At 62.3% G+C, this 20,507-nt stretch carries 22 protein-coding genes; 6 read left to right on the forward strand and 16 right to left on the reverse strand.

Going from position 1 to position 20,507, the window contains the following annotated elements; translation table 11 throughout:
• Positions 1–11: 11 nt before the first annotated feature.
• The 12 genes from ACZ881_RS13420 to ACZ881_RS13475 all read right to left on the reverse strand — a co-directional run bounded on the left by ACZ881_RS13420 (position 12) and on the right by ACZ881_RS13475 (position 12,594).
• A complete protein-coding gene (locus ACZ881_RS13420) occupies positions 12–662 on the reverse strand; it encodes a DedA family protein (protein WP_017198718.1) in 651 nt (216 codons plus the stop codon).
• An 87-nt stretch (positions 663–749) separates the two neighbouring features.
• Positions 750–2,060 (reverse strand): thymidine phosphorylase, encoded by a 1,311-nt coding sequence (locus ACZ881_RS13425; protein WP_091466070.1) that lies wholly within the window; start codon positions 2,058–2,060, stop codon positions 750–752.
• On the reverse strand, positions 2,057–2,461 hold the full coding sequence (locus ACZ881_RS13430) for a cytidine deaminase (RefSeq protein WP_476116140.1): 405 nt from the start codon (positions 2,459–2,461) through the stop codon (positions 2,057–2,059). The genes ACZ881_RS13425 and ACZ881_RS13430 overlap by 4 nt, the downstream gene beginning before the upstream one ends.
• 2 nt (positions 2,462–2,463) lie before the next feature.
• Positions 2,464–3,753 (reverse strand): ABC transporter permease, encoded by a 1,290-nt coding sequence (locus ACZ881_RS13435; RefSeq protein WP_476116142.1) that lies wholly within the window; start codon positions 3,751–3,753, stop codon positions 2,464–2,466.
• On the reverse strand, positions 3,750–5,096 hold the full coding sequence (locus ACZ881_RS13440) for an ABC transporter permease (protein ID WP_476116144.1): 1,347 nt from the start codon (positions 5,094–5,096) through the stop codon (positions 3,750–3,752). Before ACZ881_RS13440 ends, ACZ881_RS13435 begins: the two co-directional genes overlap by 4 nt.
• Positions 5,086–6,606, reverse strand: a complete 1,521-nt coding sequence (locus ACZ881_RS13445) for an ABC transporter ATP-binding protein (RefSeq protein WP_179019259.1) — start codon at positions 6,604–6,606, stop codon at positions 5,086–5,088. The genes ACZ881_RS13440 and ACZ881_RS13445 overlap by 11 nt, the downstream gene beginning before the upstream one ends.
• A 135-nt stretch (positions 6,607–6,741) precedes the next feature.
• The gene (locus ACZ881_RS13450) at positions 6,742–7,848 is read right to left on the reverse strand and encodes a BMP family lipoprotein (RefSeq protein WP_414698783.1); all 1,107 of its coding nucleotides are present in this window, start codon (positions 7,846–7,848) and stop codon (positions 6,742–6,744) included.
• 245 nt (positions 7,849–8,093) lie between these two features.
• Positions 8,094–9,107 carry an NADP-dependent oxidoreductase gene (locus ACZ881_RS13455; protein WP_476116147.1) on the reverse strand — a complete coding sequence of 338 codons (1,014 nt, stop codon included), beginning with the start codon at positions 9,105–9,107 and terminating at the stop codon, positions 8,094–8,096.
• Positions 9,104–9,535: an organic hydroperoxide resistance protein gene (locus ACZ881_RS13460; RefSeq protein WP_476116149.1), complete on the reverse strand. Its 432-nt coding sequence runs from the start codon at positions 9,533–9,535 to the stop codon at positions 9,104–9,106. The genes ACZ881_RS13455 and ACZ881_RS13460 overlap by 4 nt, the downstream gene beginning before the upstream one ends.
• Positions 9,536–9,587: 52 nt before the next feature.
• The gene (locus ACZ881_RS13465) at positions 9,588–10,022 is read right to left on the reverse strand and encodes a MarR family winged helix-turn-helix transcriptional regulator (RefSeq protein ID WP_091466057.1); all 435 of its coding nucleotides are present in this window, start codon (positions 10,020–10,022) and stop codon (positions 9,588–9,590) included.
• A gap of 122 nt (positions 10,023–10,144) precedes the next feature.
• Positions 10,145–11,350 (reverse strand): amidohydrolase, encoded by a 1,206-nt coding sequence (locus tag ACZ881_RS13470; protein ID WP_091466055.1) that lies wholly within the window; start codon positions 11,348–11,350, stop codon positions 10,145–10,147.
• Positions 11,351–11,460: 110 nt separating this feature from the next.
• Positions 11,461–12,594 (reverse strand): mannose-1-phosphate guanylyltransferase, encoded by a 1,134-nt coding sequence (locus tag ACZ881_RS13475; protein ID WP_091466053.1) that lies wholly within the window; start codon positions 12,592–12,594, stop codon positions 11,461–11,463.
• A 255-nt stretch (positions 12,595–12,849) separates the two neighbouring features.
• Between ACZ881_RS13475 and sdhC the strand changes: the two genes are divergently transcribed.
• From sdhC to ACZ881_RS13505, 6 genes are all read left to right on the forward strand, one after another.
• A complete protein-coding gene (sdhC, locus tag ACZ881_RS13480; RefSeq protein ID WP_011773978.1) occupies positions 12,850–13,230 on the forward strand; it encodes a succinate dehydrogenase, cytochrome b556 subunit in 381 nt (126 codons plus the stop codon).
• 3 nt (positions 13,231–13,233) lie between these two features.
• Complete coding sequence (locus tag ACZ881_RS13485; protein WP_026542860.1) at positions 13,234–13,710, forward strand: succinate dehydrogenase hydrophobic membrane anchor subunit; 477 nt, start codon at positions 13,234–13,236, stop codon at positions 13,708–13,710.
• Positions 13,711–13,809: 99 nt separating this feature from the next.
• On the forward strand, positions 13,810–15,609 hold the full coding sequence (gene sdhA, locus ACZ881_RS13490) for a succinate dehydrogenase flavoprotein subunit (RefSeq protein ID WP_089594136.1): 1,800 nt from the start codon (positions 13,810–13,812) through the stop codon (positions 15,607–15,609).
• Positions 15,609–16,391, forward strand: a complete 783-nt coding sequence (locus ACZ881_RS13495) for a succinate dehydrogenase iron-sulfur subunit (RefSeq protein WP_011773975.1) — start codon at positions 15,609–15,611, stop codon at positions 16,389–16,391. The genes sdhA and ACZ881_RS13495 overlap by 1 nt, the downstream gene beginning before the upstream one ends.
• A 137-nt stretch (positions 16,392–16,528) precedes the next feature.
• Positions 16,529–17,305, forward strand: coding sequence for an alpha/beta hydrolase family protein (locus ACZ881_RS13500; RefSeq protein ID WP_476116155.1), 777 nt, complete (start codon positions 16,529–16,531; stop codon positions 17,303–17,305).
• A 73-nt stretch (positions 17,306–17,378) separates the two neighbouring features.
• Entirely contained in the window at positions 17,379–17,507 is a 129-nt protein-coding gene (locus tag ACZ881_RS13505; protein WP_476116503.1) for a hypothetical protein, read from the forward strand.
• On the opposite strand, the gene ACZ881_RS13510 is transcribed toward ACZ881_RS13505, so the two are convergent.
• From ACZ881_RS13510 to trpS, 4 genes are read right to left on the reverse strand one after another with little or no spacing between them, the layout of a single operon-like run.
• Complete coding sequence (locus tag ACZ881_RS13510) at positions 17,504–17,656, reverse strand: hypothetical protein (RefSeq protein ID WP_167510385.1); 153 nt, start codon at positions 17,654–17,656, stop codon at positions 17,504–17,506. The two genes, ACZ881_RS13505 and ACZ881_RS13510, sit on opposite strands and share 4 nt — an antisense overlap.
• Positions 17,657–17,677: 21 nt before the next feature.
• Complete coding sequence (locus tag ACZ881_RS13515; protein WP_476116490.1) at positions 17,678–18,763, reverse strand: YihY/virulence factor BrkB family protein; 1,086 nt, start codon at positions 18,761–18,763, stop codon at positions 17,678–17,680.
• On the reverse strand, positions 18,690–19,367 hold the full coding sequence (locus ACZ881_RS13520) for a 2'-5' RNA ligase family protein (RefSeq protein ID WP_476116157.1): 678 nt from the start codon (positions 19,365–19,367) through the stop codon (positions 18,690–18,692). Before ACZ881_RS13520 ends, ACZ881_RS13515 begins: the two co-directional genes overlap by 74 nt.
• A 4-nt stretch (positions 19,368–19,371) precedes the next feature.
• The gene (trpS, locus tag ACZ881_RS13525) at positions 19,372–20,496 is read right to left on the reverse strand and encodes a tryptophan--tRNA ligase (protein WP_476116159.1); all 1,125 of its coding nucleotides are present in this window, start codon (positions 20,494–20,496) and stop codon (positions 19,372–19,374) included.
• Between the last annotated feature and the right edge of the window lie 11 nt (positions 20,497–20,507).

A 20,507-nucleotide genomic window follows, 5' to 3' on the forward strand; every position in this document is an offset into this window, starting at 1 on the left:
GGCACGAATCGTCATACCGTGGGTGGAGCCGGGGCGTCTTCCTCAGGAATGTTCTTGCCATCCAAAGGCACTGATCCCCGGACTTTGCTGATGATGCGATCGATGATGATTCCCAGGATCACGGCTACCACGATCGCTATGACGGCACCCAGCAGGTGGTTGTCCTCGAACCAGACACCGAAGAAGTACCCGAGGATCACCGAATACGTTGCCCACAGGACGGCCGACATGGCGGTCAGGGCCACGAATTTGCGGTGGTGGAAGTGCGTTGCGCCGGCCGTCAGGTTGACTGCCACCCTGCCAATGGGGATGAACCGGGCCACCATGATGAGCGAGGCTGACCGGCGTCGAAGTTCCTTGCCCGCCCAACGAAAGGCGCCCTGCATCCGCTGGGTGCGCATCCAGCGCCAGCGTTGGATGCCGATGCGGTGTCCAATGATGTAGGCGATGTTATCCCCGGAGAACGCGCCGATAGCTGCCATCAAGCCCAGCAGCCACACGTTGGGTGAGCCGCTGCTGCCGGACACGGCACTCAGGCCCACCACCACGGATTCGCTGGGGATGGGCGGGAAGAAACCATCAATCACGCAGCAGGCCAGCACCAGGACCAACACCCACGGCTGTTCCGCCGCGGCGAGGATGAAATCGTTGATGCCCTGCACGGTTTCCTTACGATAGCCGGCTCCCCCACAGGCGCCGGATGGCTAGTGTCCCGGGCTGTTCCTGGAAACAGCCCGGGACACTTAAGCCTAGGCGATGCGGTCGATGATCAGCTGATGCGCCGGACGTGACCCTTCAGGAGCAATCACGACGGCACTCTGGAGCGCTTCCTTGGCCCGGTCGAACTTTTCCGGGCTATCCGTCAGGAGTGTCATCAATGGCTCGCCTGCCCGGACCAACGCGCCGGGCTTGGCGTGCAGCCGTACTCCGGCACCGGCTTGAACCTGGTCTTCCTTGCGGGCACGGCCAGCACCCAGGCGCCAGGCGGCAATACCCACGGAAAGCGCGTCCAGTTCCACCAGGACGCCGTCTGCCGGAGCGTAGACAACCTCCGATTCCCTGGCAACGGGCAGCGCGGCCCGGGGATCTCCACCTTGGGCTTCGATCATCCGGTTCCAGACGTCCATGGCCCGCCCGTCCTTCAGGGCAGCGGCGGGATCGGCATCGTGGATGCCGGCACCGGCCAGCATCTCCTCGGCCAGGCGGACGGTCAGTTCGACGACGTCTTCCGGACCGCCGCCGGCAAGGACCTCCACTGATTCCTCCACCTCGATGGCGTTACCCGCGGTCAACCCCAACGGTGTGGACATGTCCGTGATCAGCGCGACGGTGTGTACGCCTGCGTCCTTGCCCAAAGCCACCATGGTCTCTGCAAGCTCCCGGGCCCGTGCTTCGTCTTTCATGAAGGCGCCCGAACCCACTTTGACGTCCAGCACCAAGGAGCCTGTTCCTTCGGCGATCTTCTTGCTCATGATCGAGGAGGCAATCAGCGGGATGGCTTCCACCGTTCCAGTGACGTCACGCAAGGCATAGAGCTTCTTGTCCGCGGGTGCGAGCCCTGAACCTGCAGCACAGATGACTGCTCCGACGTCCTGAAGCTGGGCCATGATTTCGTCGTTGCTCAGGTTGGCCCGCCACCCGGGGATGGCCTCCAGCTTGTCCAGCGTCCCGCCGGTGTGGCCCAGGCCGCGGCCCGAAAGCTGCGGAACTGCGACACCGAACACGGCCACCAGCGGCGCCAGCGGCAGCGTGATCTTATCCCCCACCCCACCGGTGGAGTGCTTGTCGCTGGTAGCCTTCCGGCCGCCGTCGGGCCTTGTCAGGGACGAAAAGTCCATCCGCTCGCCCGAGGCGATCATGGCCGATGTCCAGCGTGAAATCTCGGCGCGGTCCATGCCGTTCAGCAGGATGGCCATGTTCAGTGCCGCCATCTGTTCCTCGGCGATCACGCCGCGGGTGTAGGCATCAATGGTCCAGTCGATCTGCTCGGGAGTGAGCGTGCCCTTGTCCCGCTTGATGGAAATGATCTGGACGGCGTCGAACGCTTCAGTGGTGGTCACGTGGTTTCCTCCAGATGTTCTGGACCAAAGGCGTCAGGAAGTACCTGGTCCATGGATTTGATTCCCTGCGTTGTCATGAGCTGCATTCCGGGCGCCCTGAATTCATAGAGCAGCTGGCGGCAACGCCCGCACGGCATGAGGATGTTGCCTTGCCCATCCACGCAGTAGAACGCGGCGATTTTGCCGCCGCCTGTCATGTGGAGCTGGCCGACCAGGGCACATTCGGCGCAGAGAGTCAGCCCGTAGCTGGCGTTCTCAACGTTGCAGCCGCTGACGATCCGGCCGTCCTCGGTGAGCGCCGCAGCCCCCACCGGGAACTTGGAATAGGGCGCGTACGCCTGTTGCATTGCCTCTTTAGCCGCGTCTTCCAAGGCCTGCCATTCGATATCTTCCGCTGGCATCGTCAACCCTTCACGTACGGTATGCCGCTTGCGGCCGGTGGCCGTGACTTACCTACCAGGCCGGCGACGGCGAAGATGGTCACCAGGTACGGCAGCATGGCCATGAACTGGCTCGGTACCGGGGTGCCGATGATGCCCAGGATGGACTGCAGGTTGTAGGCGAAGCCGAACAGCAGCGAGGCCAGGAACGCGCCGATCGGATTCCAGCGCCCAAAGATCAGGGCAGCCAAGGCAATGAAGCCGCGGCCACCGGAGATGTCCTTGGTGAAGGAGTCGATGGTCACCAGTGTGAAGACGGCACCACCGATACCCGCAATGGCACCACCCAACGTGACGTTCCAGAAACGGGTTGCGTTGACGTTGATACCCAAGGTGTCAGCAGCCTGCGGGTGTTCACCCACGGCCCGGACGCGGAGGCCCCAGCGGGTCTTGAACAAACCAAACCACACCACGGCCACCGCAATGTACATGAGGTAGCCCGCGATGGACTGCTCGAACAGGATGGGCCCGATGATGGGGATGTCCGAAAGCAGCGGGATCGGCAGGATGTCCAAGCGGCCCGGGGTATTGAACTGTTCCTTGTTGGGCACCATCAACGTGCCGTACAGGAAGCCTGTGAGGCCGGAGACCAACACGTTCAAAACCACACCGACGATGATCTGGTTGACCAGGTATTTGATGCTGAACACGGCCAGGACCATGGACACAGCAGCACCCGCCGCAGCGGCTGCAATCAGGCCGATGTACGGGCTGCCCGTCATGGTGGCCACCAAGGCGGCAGTGAATGCTCCGCCCAGGAGCTGCCCCTCGATGGCGATGTTTACAACGCCCACACGCTCACAGAGCACGCCGGAGAGCGAGCCGAAGACCAGTGGGACAGCAAGTGTCACCGAACCGGCAACGAGACCTGCCAGCGAGATGGAGGGCTGGCGGGCGCCTGCCACGATCCAAACAAGCAAGGCGAACACGAACACCACTGCAAACGCGATGGGCAGCCACTTGGGTGACCGCTCTCCTTGGGTCCAGAGGTAGATCGAGTAGGCGGCCATGGCCAGCAGCAGGATGCCCAGGACAATTCCGCCCACCTGTCCCGGAATCATCAGGGCAGGGACCGCAACGGCGTCGCCGGCGTCGCTGATCTTCATCTCGGCTGTCTGGTCCGGGCCAAGGAAGCCGAAGAAGACCAAGGCCATGAGCGCCAGGATGCCGAGGGAAAGCGGAACCTTCATGGAAGGCCGGAACGCCGGCAGGGCCGTTGATCCCGACTTGGGAGCGGTGGTTGTCGCGCTCACTTGGCACCTCCGGTGGCGTTGGCAAGGGCAGCTTTCGGGGCCGCCTTCGGTGTCTTGTTCTTGTTCTTCTTCTTGGGCTCAAGCCGGAAGATCGAACGGATGAGGGGCGGCGCGGCGATGAAGAGCACAATGAGCGACTGCACCACCAGCACGATGTCGATGGGCGTTCCGGTCTGGATCTGCATCTGCACTGCGCCTGCACGGAAAGCTCCGAACAGGAGTCCGGCAAAGAACGTCCCCCACGGTGTACTGCGTCCCAACAGGGCAACAGTGATCGCATCGAAGCCGATCTGGGCGGCGACGCCGCCTGTCAGCACCTTTTCGGTGCCGGCTACTTGGGCAATACCACCGAACGCGGCGAGGGCGCCGGCCATGGCCATCACCAGGATGGTGGCGCGGGATACTTTGACGCCGGCGGTCCGCGCTGCGACGGGGTTGGCACCGACGGCACGGAACTCGAAGCCGATGGTGGATCGGTTCAGCAGCCACCACACACCGTAGGTCAGCGCGATTGCCACGAGGAAGCCCACGTGGAGTCGGGATCCCGGGATGAGGACGGGATACGTTGCCGATTCATCGAGGCGTGGCGAAATGGGGCTGTTGTCCCCCGGACGCCGGAACGCAGCAGTGTTCAGCAGGAAGTCGAGCAGGAACAATGCCACATAGTTCAGCATGATGGTGACGATGACTTCATGCGCGCCGGTCCGGGCCTTGAGGATGCCCACAATGGCACCCCACAGAGCTCCACCCAGGACGCCCATGATGATGACTACCAGCAGGTGCAGGCCGAACGGCAGGTGCCAGGCAAACCCTACGTAGGCAGCGAGGGTGGCGCTGATGATGATCTGCCCCTGGGCACCGATGTTGAACAAGCCGGCGCGGAATGCAAGTGCAACGCCAAGGCCGGCACAGATCAGCGGGGTTGCCACGGTCATGGTTTCGAGCAAGGGCTTGAAGCCTTCACGTGGATTGAACACAGCGCCTTGGAAGAGTGCAACGTAGCTCTCGGTCATGGCTGTCCACAACGCACTCAGGAAGTCCGTGGGGCGTGCGAACAAGTAGCCCGCGGTTTTTGCCACCTGGGCGTCCGTGCTGGCAATCAGCAAGCCGCCGAGGAAGAGCGCCACAATGACCGCCAGGACGGAGACAAAGCCGCTGCCCATCACGATCCGGCGCAGGAGGCTGCCTTGCTGGTGTCCCGGGTCCCCACTTTGGGAGGAAACGGGCACTATGGAAGGTTCCAGCGTCCCTCCGGCGGTGTCCAGGGCGACGTCTGCCGCCCGCACTTCAGAGGTGGATTCCCCGGGTGTTTGGTCTTTGCCTGACTCGTCTTTAGTTGTCATCGGAGCCTCCTTCAGGGCCGACGCCGGCCATCATCAAGCCAAGGGTGTCGCGGGGTGTTCCAGCAGGGACAATGCCCACGAGCTTGCCTTTGTACAGCACGGCAATCCGGTCGGCGAGCTCAATGACCTCATCAAGCTCAGTGGAAACGATCATGACCGGCGTTCCGACGTCGCGCTCGGCAACGATGCGCTTGTGCAGGAACTCGATGGAACCAACATCCACACCGCGTGTGGGCTGGCTCGCGATAAACAACCGCAAGGGCCGGGACAGTTCCCTGGCCATGACCACTTTCTGCTGGTTGCCGCCGGACAAAGTTCCGGCAGCCGATGCCGCAGAAGGAGTCCGGATATCGAATTCCTCGATCTTGGCCTTCGCGTGCTCCGCAACCTTGGCAGGCTTCATGCTGATGCCACTGGCAAACGGTGCTTGGTCGTAAAGGTCCAGGACCAGGTTCTCTGCCACGGAGAACGGCCCCACCAGCCCGTCTACCGTCCGGTCCTCCGGAACAAACCCGACGCCGGAACGCAGCACGTCCTTGACGGGAAGGCCCAGCAGTTGCTTGCCATCAAGGGTCACGGAGCCGGTTACATGCTCCTGGACACCCAAGATGGCTTCGGTCAGTTCCGTTTGGCCATTGCCTTGGACACCGGCGACGGCGAGAATCTCACCTTGGGCGATGTCGAAGCTGATTCCGTCCACCACATTGGTGCCGTTCGCCGCACGCACTGTCAGGTTTTCCACCACGAACGTGGTTTCCTTAGGCTGCGCGGGAGCTTTGTTCAAGCTCAGGCTCACCGGGCGCCCAACCATCATGGACGCCAGTTCCGTGGCTGACGCAGTGGGAGGCGCATCTCCCACCACCTTGCCGCGGCGGATGACGGTGATGACGTCCGAGACAGCCTTCACTTCGCGCAGCTTGTGCGAGATGAAGACGATGGACGTGCCGCCGGCTTTGAGTTGCCGCATGATGTCCAGGAGTTCATCGGTTTCCTGAGGCGTCAGAACCGCGGTGGGCTCGTCCAAAATGAGGACTTTCGCTTCACGCACCAGCGCTTTGATGATCTCGACTCGCTGTTGCACACCCACGGGGAGGTCCTCCACCAAGGCGTCGGGATCGACGTCGAAGCCGTATTGATCGGAAATCTCCCGGATTTTCTTCCGGGTTTCGTCGATGCTGAGCACACCGCCGAACGTGGTCGGTTCCGCGCCGAGGGCAACGTTTTCCGCCACGGTAAAGACGGGGACCAGCATGAAGTGCTGGTGCACCATGCCGATGCCGGCCGCCATCGCGTCACCCGGTCCACGGAAATTGACCGGCTGGTCATTTACCAGGATCTGGCCGGCTGTTGGCTCGTACAGCCCGTACAGCACGTTCATGAGGGTTGATTTGCCGGCACCATTTTCGCCGAGGAGGCAATGGATCTGGCCGGATTCGACCACGAGGTCGATGTCTTGGTTGGCGTAGAAGGTCCCGAAGGCTTTCGAGATCCCCTTCAATTCGAGTTTCACAACTCCCACCGTTCTGTGAGTCCGAGGGACGGCTGTACTGCTCCAAAGCCATTGGCTTTGAAGCCCAGCGTAGTCAGGGCAAAAACGCGCCGCCAGTACCGGGGCTCGGTACTGGCGGCGCGTCCAGGAATTGATTTACTTCTTAGGGCTCGCTGCCGATTCGACAACCAGCTTGCCGGAGACGATGTCAGCCTTCAGGGCATCGAGCTCGGACTTGGTTTCAGCGGTGACAGCGGAGTCGAGATCGTGGAACGGGGCGAGGGCAACGCCATCGTTCTCCAACGTTCCGACGTAGGCTTCGTTGTTGAACTTGCCTTCCGTGTCGTCCTTCACCACGGCTTCAACAGCTTCGCCCATCTGCTTGACCACGGAGGTCAGCATCAGGTCCTTGTACTCGGGAGCGGTGAGGTAGCCATCGGAGTCAACCCAGATGAGCTTGACGTCCTTGCCGGCAGCCTTGGCTTCCTTCAAAGCAGCACCTGCACCCTTACCAACCGGTCCGGCTACGGGCATGATGATGTCCGCGCCCTGGTCCAGCAGGTTGATGGTGACCTGCTTGCCGGTGTCCTGCTTCTCAAAGTCGCCAGTGAACGAACCGTCCTGGGTGTTCTTGTCCCAGCCAACAACCTGTACTGACTTGCCCTTGGCCTTGTTGTAGGCCTGTACGCCGTCGTAGAAGCCGTCCATGAAGATGGTAACCGTGGGGATCTTGATGCCGCCGAAGGTACCCACCTTGTTGGTCTTGGTGGTAGCTGCAGCCGCGTAGCCTGCAAGGTATGCAGCCTGGGCCGTGTCATAGACGATCGGCTTGACGTTGGCGATCGGAGTCTCGTACGTGTAGTCGACGATCGCGAAGTGCTTGTCGGTGTTCTTCTCTGCGGCGGCCTTAGTGGCATCGCCCAAAAGGAAGCCAACCGTGACAGTGAGGTTACAGCCTGCGGAGATCATGCCGTTGAGGTTGGTTTCGAAGTCGCTGTTGGCTTTGGATTCGGCCGACTTTACCGTGATGCCCAAATCAGACTCTGCCTTCTTGAGGCCCTCGAATGAGGACTGGTTGAAGGACTGGTCGTCGAATCCGCCGGAGTCCGACACGATGCAGCCAGTAAAGTCACTCTTGGTCGCCCCGCCGGATCCGGCGTCGGGAGCCTGGCCGCAGCTGGTCAGCAGGAGCGCTGCTGCACCGAGGGTGGCAACACCGGCCATTGAACCGCGCTTCAGGGTGGCACGCAGTGGTTTCTTCAATTTTCCTCCAGGAAGAAAGTGATTGGCGCTACGACGGATGGTCAATGAGTGTCCGTTTCCTATACCTGAGGCAGAAATTCTGTTTTCACTGATGCTCGCAGCTGCGCCGAAGCGCATTGATGAAACCAACACTAGTGGCCTGCAACACACCCAGCTACCACAAATGATCACTCCAGGTCAGATTGTTGACCTTTTGTTACCAAGCAGTAGCCGGGTGCGCAAGTCACACGCGTTTCACGCGTGAGCTAGAGGCGAACCAGCATCTTTCCCGTGTTCGCACCGTCCAACAGGTCCATGAATGCCTGCGGTGCATTCTCCAGTCCGTCCACGATTGTTTCGTCGTAGCTGACGGACCCATCGGCCAGCCAGCCGGCCATCTTCTGCGCGAACTCGGGGGCGTGCTGTCGCTGCCCGCCCACCAGGAATCCGCGCAGGGTGAGCTGCTTGCCGATGGCCACAGCCAGGTTCCGCGGCGCCACCGGGGGCTCCGTGGAGTTGTACTGGGCAATCGCACCGCACATTGCGACGCGGCCGCCAACCGTGAGCGTGGCAAGTGCTGCTTCGAGGTGCTCGCCACCGACGTTATCGAAGTAGACGTCAATGCCGCGCTCCCCCGCTGCTTCCTTCAGTTGGTCCAGAACGGGAGCATCGTTGTAGTTGAACGCAGCATCGAAGCCGAGCTCCAGCAATCGGGCAACCTTCTCCGGCGATCCGGCGCTGCCGATGACCCTGGAAGCGCCCATGGCCTTGGCGATCTGGCCAACCATCGAGCCGACCGCCCCTGCCGCTCCGGACACGAAGACCACGTCGCCCTCTTTGAACTCAGCGACCTTCAGCAACCCGGCATAGGCGGTCAGGCCTGTCATGCCAAGCGCGCCAAGGAACGCCGAGGTGGGGGCCAACCCCGACGGAACCGGCGTAGTCGCGGCGGCGTCCACCACCGCGTGCTCGCGCCAGCCAAGTTGGTGCACGACGACGTCACCTACCTTGTGCGCGTCCGAACGGGACGCGATCACCTCACCTACCGCACCGCCGTCGAGCGCTGCATCCAAGCGGAACGGCGCCGAGTACGACTTGACGTCATTCATGCGGCCGCGCATGTAGGGATCCACGGACATGAACTGGTTCTTCACCAGGAGCTGGCCCTCCGCGAGCTCGGGTAGCGGCGCTGTTGCCAGCCGGAAGTTCTCGGGAGCAGGGCGGCCGACCGGGCGGGAGGCAAGCTGGATTTCGCGGGTTTCGGTTGCCACGGCGCTCATGCTGCGAACTCCACGAGCTTGAGGTCTACGGCCATATTGCCGCGCGTAGCGTTGGAGTAGGGGCAGATCTGATGCGCCTTGGCCATCAGCTGCTCCGCAGTAGCGCGGTCCAGGGCGGGCAGCGCGATTTCCAGTTCGGCGGCCAGTCCATATCCTTCGCTGTCCGTCAGCGCACCAAAGTGGACTTTGGCGGCAACGGCCGAGTCGCTGAGGTCAACGCGTTCCTTGCGACCCACGAGTCGCAAAGCCGAGTGGAAGCACGCGGCGTAGCCGGCTGCGAACAGCTGCTCAGGGTTGGTTCCTTCGCCGTTGCCCCCGAGTTCCACGGGGCTGGCAAGGGCGACGTCCAGCTTGCCGTCGTTGGTGCGTGCGTTGCCGTCGCGGCCTTCGCCGGATGCCAGTGCCTCGGCGGTGTAAAGAGTCTTCATGGTGTTTCCGTTCTCTTTGGGAATGGATGTCCCGGGATTTTCCGGAGGTTTGTCAGAGTGAGCGGTTCAGCGCTGCCGTGAGCTTGCCGAGCGTTGCGTGTAGCTGCTCGATTTCATCGGGCGATAGGCCGGCGGCGTCTGCGAGACGCTTGGGCACAGCCTGGGCCCGGGCACTCAAGGCGGTGCCGGCCTCGGTGAGGACCACGTCCACCCGGCGCTCATCCTCGGCCGAGCGGTGGCGTTCCACCAGCCCCATGGCCTCCAGCCGCTTGAGCAGGGGCGACAAGGTGCCCGAGTCGAGGCCCAGTTCAGCGCCCAGCTCGCGGACGCTGCGCGGTTCCTGCTCCCAGAGGACCAGCATCGCCAGGTACTGCGGGTACGTCAGGCCAAGGTCCTCCAGCACAGGACGGTAGACCGCCGTCGCCGCTTTGGATGCCGAGTACAGCGCAAAGCAGACCTGGTGGCGGAGGCGGGGTGCATCACTCATGACTAAAACGATAGTGCACAATTCAATTGTGCACAACCTATCTCGGCCGCCCGCACCCAACTGAGTCGCATTTAAGCGCGTTCTGACAGCTCAAAACGCGCTTAAATGCGACTCAGTCGGGTTTACTGTTCGAGATCGCGGATGGTGCGGAGGGCAGCGGCCGTCAGCACGCGGATGGCGTAGCCGAGTGCGCGCTCGTCAACGATGAAGTCGCCACGGTGGAGGTCGTACTCTTCGCCACCGGGGGTGTGCGTGCCCAGGCGCATCATGGCCCCTGGCAAGTCGGCCAGGAACCAGGCGAAGTCCTCGCCACCCATGGACTGCGGAGTGAGGACCACCGCGTTTTCGCCGAGTTCCGCGCGGGCAGAGGCTTCGATGAGGGCCGTTTCATGCTCGGAGTTCACTACCGGCGGCACGCCGCGGGTGTGTTCAAGATGGACGTCCACGCCGTAGGGCGCGGCGACCTGCCTGACGACGTCGTCCAACAACTCCCCCGCGCTATGCCAGGCATCGCGATCCAGGCAACGCATGGTTCCGGCCATGTAGCCGGAGCCCGGGATGGCATTCGGTGCGGAGCCGGCCGAAATTTGCCCCCACACCACCGATACGCCGCTGCGGACATCCACCCGACGCGAAAGGACAGCCGGCACGTTGACCGCTATTTGCGCCAACGCGAAGACGAGGTCCTCGGTGAGGTGCGGACGCGACGTGTGTCCGCCGCGTCCGGAGAGCTCAATCTTGATGGTGTCCGAGGCGGAGGTAATGGCGCCGATGCGGGTACCGATCTGGCCCACGTTGATCCGGGGATCGCAGTGCAGCGCCAGGATACGCGGCACGCCTTCAAGCACTCCCTGCTCAATGCAGGACAGTGCGCCGCCCGGCATGGTTTCCTCGGCAGGCTGGAAGATGATCCGGACCGTGCCGCCCAGCGGATTGTTCTTGTGCATCCGCTGCAGCGTGAGGGCGATGCCGAGCATGGCAGTGGTATGGACGTCGTGGCCGCAAGCGTGGGTGACACCATGGTTCTTCGACGCGAACGGCAGGCCGGTTTCCTCAATGATCGGCAGTGCGTCGATATCCCCGCGAAGGGCTGTGGCAATGGGGCCCTCGCCCACGTCCACCGTCAGTCCGGTCTCCTCCAGGCGCCGCGGCTTCAGCCCGGCTGCTTCAAGGCGCTCCACCAGCTTGTCGGTGGTGCGGAATTCCTTGAAGGAAAGCTCGGGGTGCGCATGGAGGTCACGCCGGAAGTCGATGAGTCCGGGAAGCAGTTCATCAACCCAAGGACTCACAACGGGAGCGGGCTCGGTTTCAGTCGTGTAATTGCGCACGTCACAACTCTAGCCATGCGCGGCACCCGAAGAACGAAAGCCACCTCTTGGTTACGCTGCGTTCAGACGCAGGACAACCAAAGAGGTGGCTCACGGTATAAGCAATTGCTTTACAGCACGTCCGTGTCTCCACTGGCTTTAAGGGCGTCAACAGTGCCCTTGACGAGTTGGGCGTGTTCCTTGGTGGTGACCAGAAGTGCGTCCGGCGTGTCCACAATGACCACGTCCTTGATACCAATCAACGCGATGACGCGCTTGGTATCGGACACCACCACGCCGCTGGCGTTCTCCGCGAAGACGCGTGCGCCCTCGCCAAGCACCGTTACTTCGTCGACGTCGCCTGCGTTGTTGAGGCGCCCGATCGCGGCGAAGTCGCCGACGTCGTCCCAACGGAAAGTGCCAGGCACGACGGCGACGTCTCCAGCTTCCGCTGCGGGCTCAGCCACGGCGTAATCGATGGCGATTTTCGGCAACGTGGGCCACACGCGCGACGTCACTTCCGAGCGCTGCGGCGTGTCCCAAGCGTCGGCGATTTCCTGAAGGCCCTTGAACAGCTCCGGCTGGTTGGCCTCAAGGTGCTTGAGCATAAGAGCCACCGGAGCGACGAACATGCCGGCATTCCAGACGTAATCCCCGGCTTCGACGTACTTGTTGGCCACTTCCTGGCTAGGCTTCTCGACGAACTCCGCAACAGCAAGCGCATTCGGGGCGCCCTCAACATTCAGTGCCGCACCGGAGCGGATGTACCCGAATCCAGTGGAGGGATGGGTCGGCTTGATGCCGATGGTGACGATCTTGCCGGTGGCCGCAGTAAAGATCGCCTCGCGCACGGTCTCCTGGAAGAGATCGTCCGGGCTGATGACCTGGTCCGCGGCAAAGGACCCCATGATGGTGTCCGGATCGCGTCGGTAAAGGATGGCTGCGGCAAGCCCGATGGCGGCACCGGAGTCCTTGGGCTCGCTTTCCAACACCAACTCGTCATCCCCCACTTCGGGGAGCTGGCGGCACACGGCGGCGCGGTGCGCTTCGCCGGTAACAACAAGGACCCGTTCACCAGCCAAAGGTTCCAGGCGGTCATAGGTAGCCCTCAACAACGTGCTGCCGGAACCGGTCAGGTCGTGGAGGAACTTGGGCGCAGCGGCACGCGAGAGTGGCCATAGCCGGGTCCCCACACCGCCCGCCGGAATAACCGCATGGAAGCGGTTCAATGGCGATTCCGGGTATTTCGCGTCTTCTGTACTCACCGCAACACTTTATCCTGTGCCGGGCGGCAAGCCCCCGCAGCAGGACACACGTGTGGCGTTCGTCTCAGGCAGTGCCGAAAATCGCCTGAATATCGGCAGGAAACATGGAATTAACAAGCAGAGAAGCCCGTCCTAAATTGAATATGCTGTTAGCGAAGCCTAGATTTAGGCGTGAGCTACGAGTGCTCTCGCAGCAGGCGTTCCCCCCGCGTGGATCCCATGCCAGCGCCGCTGTGTTGCAGGAAGGTTTAATCAGTGCCGACAAAACCAGCTGGCACCTTGTACCGCGGCCGTGAAGGCATGTGGTCCTGGGTTGGACACCGCATTACAGGTGTAGTGATCTTTTTCTTCTTGTTGGTCCATGTGCTGGACACCTCATTGGTGCGCGTGTCCCCTGAGGCCTACACCGCCGTCATTGGCGCATACAAGAACCCCCTCATGGCCCTGGGTGAAACGGGCCTGGTCGCCGCGATCATTTTCCACGCCTTCAACGGCCTGCGCGTGATCGCCATCGACTTCTGGAAGAAGGGCGCGAAGTACCAGCGCCAGTTGCTGTGGGTCGTGCTTGCGCTGTGGCTTGTCACGTTCGCAGGCTTCGCCATCCGCCACCTTTCCCTCGCGCTGGGAGGCCACTAAGCCATGACAACCATCGAATCCCCACGCAGTGGAAAAATCGGCTCCGGGAAGATCGCTCCGAAGTACAACCGCACCGGCTCCAGCCGTGGCAACTTCGAAATGATCGCCTGGCTCTTCATGCGTCTCTCCGGCATCGTCCTGGTGGTGCTGATCTTCGGCCACCTGTTCGTGAACCTGCTGGTGGGCGAGGGCATCCATGCAATCGACTTCGGCTTCGTTGCCGGCAAGTGGGCCGATCCGTTCTGGCAGTTCTGGGACCTCGCCATGCTGTGGCTTGCCATGCTGCACGGCACCAACGGCGTCCGCACCATCATCAACGACTACGCCGAGAAGGATTCCACGCGCTTCTGGCTCAAGATGGTCCTCTACGCGGCCACCCTGGTCATCATCATCCTCGGCACGCTGGTGATCTTCACCTTCAACCCGTGCCCCGTCGTCGACGGCGTTCAGTTGCCTGGCGGTTTCTGCCCGGCCCCGTAGCGGCGCCTTCCGGCCGCTCCCTGGAGTAAGCCGGTTCGCCTGACGTAGCGGAGCAGCCTCCGCCGACCATCTGAATTTTTGAAAGAGAGAGCATCTGGTATGCAGGTCCATAAGTACGACGTCGTCATTGTCGGTGCAGGTGGCGCCGGCATGCGCGCCGCGATCGAATCCGGTCAGCGAGCACGCACCGCGGTACTGACCAAGCTCTACCCCACCCGCTCGCACACAGGTGCAGCCCAGGGTGGAATGTGCGCAGCACTGGCCAACGTCGAAGAAGACAACTGGGAATGGCACACCTTTGACACCATCAAGGGTGGCGACTACCTGGTTGACCAGGACGCAGCCGAGGTCATGGCGAAGGAAGCCATCGACGCCGTGCTGGACCTGGAAAAGATGGGTCTGCCGTTCAACCGCACGCCCGAGGGCCGGATTGACCAGCGCCGCTTCGGTGGCCACACCCGTGACCACGGCAAGGCACCCGTCCGCCGTGCTTGCTATGCAGCCGACCGTACGGGTCACATGATCCTGCAGACGCTGTACCAAAACTGCGTCAAGCACAACGTTGAGTTCTACAACGAGTACTACGTCCTTGACCTGCTGATCGTCGAAGAAGACGCAGTACGCGAAGACGGAACCCCGTACAAGCAGAAGCGTGTTGCCGGTGTGGTTTCCTACGACCTCGCCTCCGGTGAACTGCACGTCTTCCAGGCCAAGTCCGTGGTGTTCGCTTCCGGCGGCGCCGGCAAGGTCTTCAAGACCACGTCCAACGCGCACACCCTCACCGGTGATGGCATGGGCATCGCGTTCCGCCGCGGCATCCCCCTGGAAGATATGGAGTTCTTCCAGTTCCACCCGACCGGCCTCGCCGGCCTGGGCATCCTCCTTACCGAGGGTGCGCGTGGTGAAGGTGCCATCCTGCGTAACTCGGAGGGTGAGCGCTTCATGGAGCGTTACGCCCCCACCATCAAGGACCTCGCACCCCGTGACATCGTGGCCCGCGCCATGGCGAATGAAGTGCGCGAAGGCCGTGGCTGTGGTCCGAACAAGGACTACGTCCTCCTGGACCTGACCCACCTTGAGCCTGCGCACATTGAGGCCAAGCTTCCGGACATCACCGAGTTCGCCCGCACCTACCTTGGTGTGGAACCGTTCACCGATCCCGTTCCCGTGTTCCCCACGGCGCACTACGCCATGGGCGGCATCCCCACCAACATCACCACCGAAGTGTTGCAGGACAACGACACAATTGTGCCGGGCCTCTACGCAGCCGGTGAGGTTGCATGCGTCTCCGTGCACGGCTCAAACCGTCTTGGCACCAACTCGCTGCTGGACATCAACGTCTTCGGCAAGCGCGCGGGCATCGCCGCTGCGGAGTACTCCAAGACAGCTGACTACGTGGAGCTTCCCGAGGACCCCGAGGCAATGACCCGCGGCATCCTGGACGGCCTGCTCACCGGCAACGGCACCGAGCGTGTTGCGCAGATCCGCAAGGAACTGCAGGACACCATGGACGCCAACATGCAGGTGTTCCGCACCAAGGAATCGCTGGAGCAGGTCCTCCGCGACATCGCCTCCTTCGAAGAGCGGTACAAGCACGTTACCGTTCAGGACAAGGGCAAGCGCTTCAACCTGGATCTCCTCGAAGCAGTGGAACTGGGCTTCCTGCTGGACATGGCCAAGGTCATGACCGTCGGTGCGCTGCACCGTGAAGAGTCGCGCGGTGGCCACTACCGCGAGGACTTCCCGGACCGCAATGACGAGAAGTTCATGAAGCACTCCATGGCTTACCTGGACACTTCCGTCACCGTCGACTCCTCGGCGGAATCTGTTGCGGGCATCCGTCTTGAGACGAAGCCCGTCATCTTCACCCGTTACGAGCCGATGGAGCGTAAGTACTAATGACGACCGAAATGGCAGAGCCCGCTTCCAAGATCGAGCTCCCGGCAAGCGTTGCAGGCGACGGTGAAATCCCCACCTTCCACATCACGCTGCGTGTCCGCCGCTACGATCCCGAAATCTCGGACGAAGCACGCTGGGATGACTACAAACTGACCATGTACGGCACAGACCGCGTGTTGGATGCCCTCCACAAGGTCAAGTGGGAGATTGACGGCAGCGTTTCCTTCCGCCGCTCCTGCGCCCACGGCGTGTGTGGTTCGGATGCCATGCGCATCAACGGCCGCAACCGCCTCGCCTGCAAGACGCTGCTGAAGGACCTGGACACCACCAAGCCCATCACCGTCGAGCCGATCAAGGGCCTCCCCGTGGAGAAGGACCTGATTGTGGACATGGAACCCTTCTTCCAGTCCTTCCGCGAAGTCATGCCGTTCCTGATCAACAAGGGCCACGAGCCCACCAAGGAACGCCTGCAGTCCGTCGAGGACCGTGAGCGCTTTGACGACACCACCAAGTGCATCCTGTGCGCCGCCTGCACCTCGTCCTGCCCGGTCTTCTGGACCGATGGCCAGTACTTCGGCCCGGCTGCGATCGTCAACGCCCACCGCTTCATCTTCGATTCCCGTGATGACGCCGGAGACATGCGCCTTGAGATCCTGAACGACAAAGAAGGCGTGTGGCGTTGCCGCACCACCTTCAACTGCTCGGAAGCATGCCCCCGCGGCATCCAGGTGACCCAGGCAATTGCCGAGGTCAAGCAGGCCATCCTGGCCCGCAAGATCTAATTTCGCCGGTCCCCCAAGGAACCAAACGACGACGGCGCCGCTCACCACTGATGGTGGGTGGCGCCGTCGTCGTTAATCAAGTGCCGTCACCGGCTAACACGGCAACCGTCACCGCAACGCAACGCAAGGAGATCAGCGTGTCACGCTCTGAGAAGATCAGCTTCACGGGAAGTACCGGCGACACCTTGGCCGGCGTCGTAGACGTGCCTGAGGGCCCCGTCCGGGGCTGGGGCCTGTACTCGCACGGCCTGACTCTCGGCAAGGACAGCCCCGCCGCATCCCGGATCTGCAAAGGACTCGCGGAGCAAGGTGTGGGGATGCTGCGCTTCGACAACCTGGGCTTGGGCAATTCCGCAGGTGAATGGTCTGCGGGGTCTTTCAGCGTCAAGGTAGCCGACACCATCCTGGCTGCGGACTTCATGCGGGAGCAAGGCCGGGGAATCTCGCTCTTGGTGGGCCACTCGTTTGGAGGTGCAGCGGTGCTGGCCGCAGCCCGCGACATTCCCGGCCTCAACGCCGTCGTGACGGTTGGCGCACCCTACGAGCCCAAACATGTTGAGCACATGTTCGACACCGAGATCGAGTCCATCCTGCGCGATGGCAGCGCGGTGGTGGACCTTGGCGGACGGCCCATGGAGGTTCGCCGCCACTTTGTGGAGGACGTGGAACGCGCCGATCTACGCGACTGCATCCGCACCCTCCACAAGCCGCTCATGGTGATGCACTCCCCCACCGACAACACCGTGGGAATAGACAACGCCAGCGAAATCTTCCGGACTGCCCGACACCCCCGGAGTTTCATCTCCCTGGAGGGCAGCGAGCATCTCCTCACCGGGAAGGGCCAGGCAGCACGGGTTGCACGGATCATCAGCGCCTGGGCGGACCCTTACCTCGAGGTCCGCGACGCTGGCTGATGACCCTGCCGGCCCAACTGGGTAGCAGATAATGCCGTTATGAGCTGTCGTAACGGCATTATCTGCGACCTACATGGGTACCTACTTGCCGATGGCCGCCTTGCTTTCGCTGAGCCACTGCTCGGCAGCGTTATCCGGGGTCAGCCTCTTGAACAGCCTGCACCCGGCCATCGACATCACCGCAAGGGACCTCGCCTGCTAACCGCGGCGGGGTCCCACCGCGGCTCCGACCAAGGCTCCAAGGCCAACTCCAATGAGGATGCCCAGAAAGGGCGAATTGAAGACCAACTGGCCAACCACAAGTCCCACTGCAGCCCCGAGCAGACAGGCGATCCACAGTTGGTTGTTCATGGCGGCCTCCGGATAAAACTGTCAGGAGCGGGGCGCCACGCGACGCGAACCGAGGACTTTCTTGCGGGGGGACTCCCCCGATGCCGTGTCAGCCTCGCGAATGGCAGACCACGACGCCGAGACGAGATACACCTGGCTCACCAGATTGAACCAGATCAGCAGCCCGATAATGATGGCGAACGATGCCAGGACCGGATTGTTGCCGGACCGGGCCAGAAGTTCGGTGCTGAAGAATTGCAGGACCGTGGTCCCAAAGCCCGCCAGCACCACGCCTTCCAGGAATGCGCGGCGTCCCAGCTTCAACCCACCTGCAATGCGGAACAGCACGGCCGCCGTCGCGCAGTTCAACAGAAGCGGGACCACGATCTTGACGGTCGCCGCTATGGGCTCGACAACGCCCTCATCAAGCTTGAGCAAAGCAATAAGCCAGTCCGCTGCGGTCCCAAAGACGAGCGAGACGCCTGCGCTGATGACAAGGATGACGCCGAGGAGCAGCAGGGTGCCGGCGTCGATGAGCTTTTGAAGGATCGGGTTGCGTACCAAGGGGTCAGCGTTCATCACGCCCCGGAGGCCTTCCCTGATGCTGGCGATCCAGCCCAGGGAAACAAACACTGTGACAATCGCTGCGATGACGGCCGTCCACCCAAGTCCCGAAGGGTTGAGCAGGGATTGTGGATCCACCAACCCTTCGCCGCCATTCACCTGAAGGAGCCCGGGGGCAGCCGCGGCCACACTGTCGATCACGGCGTCCTGCAGCGCGGGGTTACCGCCCAGAACAATTCCCGCTATGGCGAAGCCGGTTGTGAGCAGACCCGTCACGGAGAAGAACATGTTGAAGCCGATACCGGCGCTCAACAACGGCCCGTGCTGCCGGGTGTAGTGCTGGAAGGAACGCATGGCCCGGTTGGTGTTCAGCCTGGCGAGGAAGAGTGCAAAGAATGCACCGACCTTTTTCGGCAAGCCCTCACCCGCCCGCTTCGCATGGCCCCAATCCTGCCTTTTGCGGAGAAGCTGGAGTCTGAGTTTCGCCCGCTCAGTTGGCAGCGGAGGAACGTCCGCCTCTGCGGCTTGGATCCGCTTGCTGTGCTTCGTCAGTATCGCCGCCAAAGTCGAGCTCTTCCCGTAGCTGCCAAATTCCATTGGTGTCATGCTCGTAAAGTCCCATGCTAACCACAGGGAAGGTCGCCCGGTAATCCCTGAGGACCGTTTCGGCCTCATCGAGGTTTTCCTGGGCGACATCGTGCGCAACGGTGACGTGCGGGTGGTACGGGAACGGCAACATCCGTTCGAGTGGGCCGGTTTGAAGTTTCTCGTGCAGTTGCACGCACTCTTCAAAGCCTTCCTCCACATTGACGAACACCACCGGCGAGACGGGACGGAAAGAACCCGTGCCGGAAATGGTGATTTCGAAAGGTTCCTGGGTCCTTGCGACTTCCCTGACGTGCTCCCGGGTGGCGGCCCAATCCTGGGTGGGTGTGGTGGTGATCAGGGTGATGTGGGCAGGGATGACCTCGGCCATCGGATCTCCGAAGGAGGCCCTCCATTCCTGGAGTTCACGGGCGATCTCCGGCGGGAAACCGAGGATCACTCCGACGCACATGGTGTCTCCAGCGCCGCAATCGGAGCCGGAAACAGCGGGCTGGCGGGAGTCGTCCGGACCGGCACCCTGTCGGGTGCCGGTCTTGACGTTGAGCTGGCCAGCGGAGCACATGGACTTAGCGGACTCCCTGGTTTCCGTGGGAGGCATCGCCGCGGTAGGGCAGGAAACCAACCTTGGAGTAGACGTCCGCGAGCGTTGCGGCCGCAATTTCACGTGCCTTGTCCGCACCGAGGGCCAGGAGCCGGTCGAGTTCTGCAGGATCAGCCAGAAGTTCGTTGGCACGTTCCCGGATGGGTGCCAAGTGGCCGGAAACGAGTTCGGCCAAGTCGACCTTCAAGTGGCCGTACATCTTCCCCTCATAGTCAGCCACGATCTTATCCACCGGCGTACCACTGATGGCCGAGTAGATGGTCAGCAGGTTGGATACGCCCGGCTTGTTCTCGCGGTCGTAGCGGATCTCGGTTTCGGTGTCCGTAACCGCAGACTTAATCCGCTTGGCCACCGTCTTTGGGTCATCCAGCAGATTGATCAGTCCGGCCGGTGATTCCGCCGACTTGGACATCTTGGCGGTCGGGTTCTGGAGATCGTAAATCTTGGCCGATTCCTTCTGAATGAAGGCCTCAGGCACTTGGAACGTCTCGCCGAACCGGCTGTTGAAACGGTTGGCGAGGTCGCGGCTCAATTCCACGTGCTGGCGCTGGTCTTCACCCACCGGCACGCCGTGCGGCTGGTACAGCAGGATGTCAGCGGCCTGCAGGATGGGGTAGGTGAACAGGCCAACGCTGGCGTGGTCCGAACCCTGCTTTTGTGCCTTGTCCTTGAACTGGGTCATGCGGGCGGCTTCACCCATGCCCGTAATGCAGTTCAGGACCCACGCCAACTGGGCGTGCTCGGGAACCTGGGACTGGACGAAGAGCGTGCACTTGTTCACGTCCACGCCGCCGGCGATGTACTGCGCGGCCGTAACCCTGGTCCGCCGGGCGAGTTCCGCCGGATCCTGCGGCACGGTGATGGCGTGCAGGTCAGGAATGAAGTACACGGCGTCGTACTCGTCTTGCATCCGGACCCAGTTGACCAGGGCGCCGAGGTAGTTGCCAAGGTGCAGGGAATCGGCGGAGGGCTGCATGCCGGACAGGACCCGGTGCTTGGCGCCAACGGCAAGCTTGGTTGACCTTACGGGCTTCGGTGCGATCGCAGCATCAGCCGCTGCGCCGGTTTCAGTCGTGGTGGAACTAGTCATGGAGCAATACC

The sequence above is a fragment of the Paenarthrobacter sp. TE3676 genome (assembly GCF_056279165.1).

Bases quoted from the DNA above. Each gene is read 5' to 3' on its own strand.
- ACZ881_RS13430 (WP_476116140.1), bottom strand. From the start codon at position 2,461: ATGCCAGCGGAAGATATCGAATGGCAGGCCTTGGAAGACGCGGCTAAA.
- ACZ881_RS13440 (WP_476116144.1), bottom strand. From the start codon at position 5,096: ATGACAACTAAAGACGAGTCAGGCAAAGACCAAACACCCGGGGAATCC.
- ACZ881_RS13455 (WP_476116147.1), bottom strand. From the start codon at position 9,107: ATGAGCGCCGTGGCAACCGAAACCCGCGAAATCCAGCTTGCCTCCCGC.
- ACZ881_RS13460 (WP_476116149.1), bottom strand. From the start codon at position 9,535: ATGAAGACTCTTTACACCGCCGAGGCACTGGCATCCGGCGAAGGCCGC.
- ACZ881_RS13465 (WP_091466057.1), bottom strand. From the start codon at position 10,022: ATGAGTGATGCACCCCGCCTCCGCCACCAGGTCTGCTTTGCGCTGTAC.
- ACZ881_RS13485 (WP_026542860.1), top strand. From the start codon at position 13,234: ATGACAACCATCGAATCCCCACGCAGTGGAAAAATCGGCTCCGGGAAG.
- sdhA (WP_089594136.1), top strand. From the start codon at position 13,810: ATGCAGGTCCATAAGTACGACGTCGTCATTGTCGGTGCAGGTGGCGCC.
- ACZ881_RS13495 (WP_011773975.1), top strand. From the start codon at position 15,609: ATGACGACCGAAATGGCAGAGCCCGCTTCCAAGATCGAGCTCCCGGCA.
- ACZ881_RS13505 (WP_476116503.1), top strand. From the start codon at position 17,379: ATGGGTACCTACTTGCCGATGGCCGCCTTGCTTTCGCTGAGCCACTGC.
- ACZ881_RS13510 (WP_167510385.1), bottom strand. From the start codon at position 17,656: ATGAACAACCAACTGTGGATCGCCTGTCTGCTCGGGGCTGCAGTGGGA.
- ACZ881_RS13520 (WP_476116157.1), bottom strand. From the start codon at position 19,367: ATGTGCTCCGCTGGCCAGCTCAACGTCAAGACCGGCACCCGACAGGGT.
- trpS (WP_476116159.1), bottom strand. From the start codon at position 20,496: ATGACTAGTTCCACCACGACTGAAACCGGCGCAGCGGCTGATGCTGCG.